Origin of the sequence: Bacillus sp. SIMBA_031, from assembly GCF_046535225.1 — a bacterium.
GTDB classification, from domain to species: domain Bacteria; phylum Bacillota; class Bacilli; order Bacillales; family Bacillaceae; genus Bacillus; species Bacillus velezensis.
Genome location: NZ_JAWRXC010000102.1, coordinates 1 through 318 on the forward strand (window position 1 = coordinate 1; position 318 = coordinate 318).

1 protein-coding gene is annotated in these 318 nt (G+C 56.9%); it reads right to left on the reverse strand.

What is annotated here, in order from left to right; genetic code table 11:
* Window positions 1-201 (reverse strand): aconitase X (locus SB724_RS19690; RefSeq protein WP_410572475.1); only part of this gene is annotated, 201 nt, incomplete at its 3' end.
* Window positions 202-318: the final 117 nt, after the last annotated feature.

Sequence of the window (318 nt, forward strand, 5' to 3'; positions counted from 1 at the left end):
CATGCGCTCGACGAAATCGAGGCTGACCTCGCCGAGATAGAGACAGCCGTCGATATGGGCGGCCTCGATGTCCACCAGTTTTGTGGCGCCGACAGCCTCGGCGAAACGCACGAGAAGCCGCATGGCAAAAGCAGCCGCCTCACCGTGGCGGCCATCGAGCAAGGCTTTGTCATCAGGGGAAAGCTGGAGAGAGGAATGCATGGCGGCGACGCTATCAGGTCGTCTTGCGGGAGAGAAGCGGCATGACGAATTCGACCAAAGGCGCCCTCGACAAAACTGTCACAAACACTATGTCACAAAACCTTCACAATTTCATTT